The sequence below is a fragment of the Pseudoalteromonas sp. Z9A6 genome (assembly GCF_011378805.1).
Classification (GTDB): domain Bacteria; phylum Pseudomonadota; class Gammaproteobacteria; order Enterobacterales; family Alteromonadaceae; genus Pseudoalteromonas; species Pseudoalteromonas distincta.
Map to the genome: position 1 here is coordinate 1 of NZ_WTKZ01000110.1, position 2,965 is coordinate 2,965.

The window sequence follows — 2,965 nt, forward strand, 5'->3', positions numbered from 1 at the left end:
CAATAAAAAACAAATAAAAAAACGAGTAAATCTACAGGCTCGTTATGTGATTTGTGCTGAAAACAAAAAAGGAGTTTAATAATGAAATTATTTAGAATTAAAACTGCGAGTTATATTACTAAGAAGAATATCTCATCCACTTTTATGTTATTTATAGCCTCTGTAATTCCAGTTACTTTTGTAATTCAAAGAGAACTTTTTATTGGCTCAATGTTAATGATAATTGTAGTGGGTGTTTATTTGTCGCTATTAACTGGTAAAGGTTTGTTTAAGTCTAAAAACAAAAGCGCGGGGCGTTAAATAGTAATCACATAACAATCCAATTATTCCGAACTCAACTCGCTGCGCTCGTTTCGTCGGCATATTGGGGCGTTAGTTTTCATCAGTATCCATCACTAAAGGAGAATCTAGTTTGATTCAAAACATTTTGAGTTTCATGGGCGCATGGTCAATTGTAGAAAGTTCATATAAGGATGAGCTTGCTTCCCTTACTAGTGTAGTAGTAGAGTAATTTTGGCTACTAATTAAGAAAGAAATGTTATGCTAATAAGTATACAAATTTGGGTGGAAAATGACGAGATTAAAACGCGCAACGTGTTCAGCAAAAGGTAAATATGACTGCTCCCAGAGAAGAGTTATTGGGATTAATCTAATAGGGTTGTTCTTTGCTAGCATTTTGAGTTTGTTCTCTGAGAGTAATTCGATCTCATCGACAGGAGGTGCTTTTTTAATCTTTTTAGTTATGTCATTTTTCTTTCTATTTTGCTTAATCGGGACATTATATACAGGGAAATTCATTGACAGATTTGGGATTGAATGCATCCAAGATAATTATTATTCCGTAACAATAGGACAGGTTATAGTCAGTCATTTATTCTATCTGACGTTGATTATGGGATTTAAAACCTTCATTTAGAATTGAATAGAGTCAGGTCTTTCTTTTTACGATTAGCTTTATTATTTGTTACTTCATGCAAATTAATTCGGTATCACCAATATATAGGAAAGAAACAAAGGGCAAATATTGACCTCAAATATCAAGTATTAAAGGATGTGGTAAGTTTGATTGTCCCTGTCAACTCATAGTTTTTGTCGGATGGCGTGCTTACTAAAAGCCGCTTTATTTAAACTGTTATGACTCTCTAAAACCGAAGCGCCTCTAACCCTATTTGTAAACTACTTTGGTTTTACCAACATTAGCTCTGCCTCTTTACCGTCTGTTAATACCGCGACGTTACCTTTATCAGTTATAAATACATCTCTTAATCTTCCTGAAGCCTCAGGGAAGACGTGAGACTGCGTAAATTCACCGTTGGCCAGATTAACGCTGTAGAGCTTTTTATCGACTAGCGTGGTGATGAGTACATGTTGTTGTAGTGAAGGGAAGGCGGTATGTTTAGAGCCGTAATACGCCATGCCTGATGGTGCTATTGATGGCGTCCAATTAACACTTGGTTTTTGCATGCCTTTATATTCGGTAAATGGTGAAATACGCGCTTGCGAGTAATCTTTGCCATAGGTGATTACCGGCCAGCCGTAATTAGTCCCAGCGGTTAAGTAGTTTAGCTCGTCACCGCCTGCAGGGCCGTGCTCGTGGCTAATAATTTGCTGCGTATCGTAATCATAAACTAAGCCTTGAGGGTTACGATGACCGAGTGAGTAAACAGCATGCGCATTTGGGTTTTTGTGATTAATAAATGGGTTGTCTATTGGAATGGTGCCATCTAGGTTTATACGTAATATTTTACCAAGTTGGCTGGTGATAACTTGTGCTTGCTCTCTAAAGTCAAACCCATCGCCCGTTGAAACTAATAACGTATTGTCGGGTAGGATAAGGGCGCGTCCTGCGTAATGTTGCGGTGTGTTTTTATCAGTCGCTACTTTATAAATAATGTTAGGTTTTGAAAAGTCAGTGCCATTAAACGTGGCTTTGGCAACAACAAGCCTGTTTGCGCTTGCACCACCTTGGGCATAGGTAAAAATAACTTCTTTGGAGTCGTTATAATCTGGTGATAATACAATGTCAAGTAAACCACCTTGGCCTGCAACGTATAAACCTGTTAGGTTTAATTTTACTCTTGATTGCGCGTTGTTTTTAACTATAACTACATGACCATCACGCTCTGTAATTAACCATGTGCCGTTTGGTAGTTCAACCATGCTCCACGGAGACTGTAATTGCGTAGCCAGTGTTTTTGTACTGTACTGCTCCTTTGGGAGCGCAACATCTGCATTAACAGAAAACGCACAAAGCGAAAGCAGAGTAAAAAAAGAGATACATTGTTTACGGGGCAAGCCTTTGCTAGCATGGCTAGCATAAGAGAAAAGCTTTATTTTAAGTTGAGATAACCATGTCGTTTTTAACACGTATATTGCCTTCATTTTTAGTTTCTTGGTTACTTACATTCACACTAGCTAGCTTGTTTCATAGCCAATACGTTGTCAATCAATTAGTTAATGTAGGTGTAGTGGTGGGCTTTAGTGATCGTGCTAGTTTAACGCTTGATGATTGGTTAGGCCTATTACCTACCTACGGCGCTATTATTGCCCTAGCACTTGCCATCGCTTTTTTTGTTACCGCAAAGCTTAATAAAAAGGTTCAAAAATACAGTACTCAGCTATTTGTTATTGCTGGCATTGTCGCATTTGCTATTGTGTTAATTGCCATTGAATCAATTATGAATATTCATATTATAGCGGGCGCAAGAGGCTGGGGTTTTTATGCTCAACTGCTTGCAGGCGCGGGAGGTGGTTTTGCGTTTTCGCAATTATTTAAAGCAACTAAAAACCAAAAAGCGTGTTAGATGTGTGAATATAAGTACGGCTTATACGTTATATAGTGATTAATAAATAAAGGCCGCTGTTTATTGTAAACAGCGGCCTTTAAATATGGTTTTTAGAATTTAATCAAAAAATTAAGTAACTATTCACCAAGACAAATTATTTTCTAAGGATCTTTTTTAGC

General features: G+C 37.4%; 3 protein-coding genes. 2 read left to right on the top strand and 1 reads right to left on the bottom strand.

Annotated features, from left to right (window positions below):
- Positions 1-81 precede the first annotated feature (81 nt).
- Positions 82-300, top strand: coding sequence for a hypothetical protein (locus GQR53_RS20320; protein WP_039489617.1), 219 nt, complete (start codon positions 82-84; stop codon positions 298-300).
- Positions 301-1,176: 876 nt separating this feature from the next.
- Here the strand turns inward: GQR53_RS20320 and GQR53_RS20325 are convergent.
- Positions 1,177-2,367: a PQQ-dependent sugar dehydrogenase gene (locus GQR53_RS20325; protein WP_165745039.1), complete on the bottom strand. Its 1,191-nt coding sequence runs from the start codon at positions 2,365-2,367 to the stop codon at positions 1,177-1,179.
- On the opposite strand from GQR53_RS20325, the gene GQR53_RS20330 reads away from it, so the two are divergent.
- Entirely contained in the window at positions 2,352-2,804 is a 453-nt protein-coding gene (locus tag GQR53_RS20330) for a hypothetical protein (RefSeq protein ID WP_165745040.1), read from the top strand. The two genes, GQR53_RS20325 and GQR53_RS20330, sit on opposite strands and share 16 nt — an antisense overlap.
- Positions 2,805-2,965: the final 161 nt, after the last annotated feature.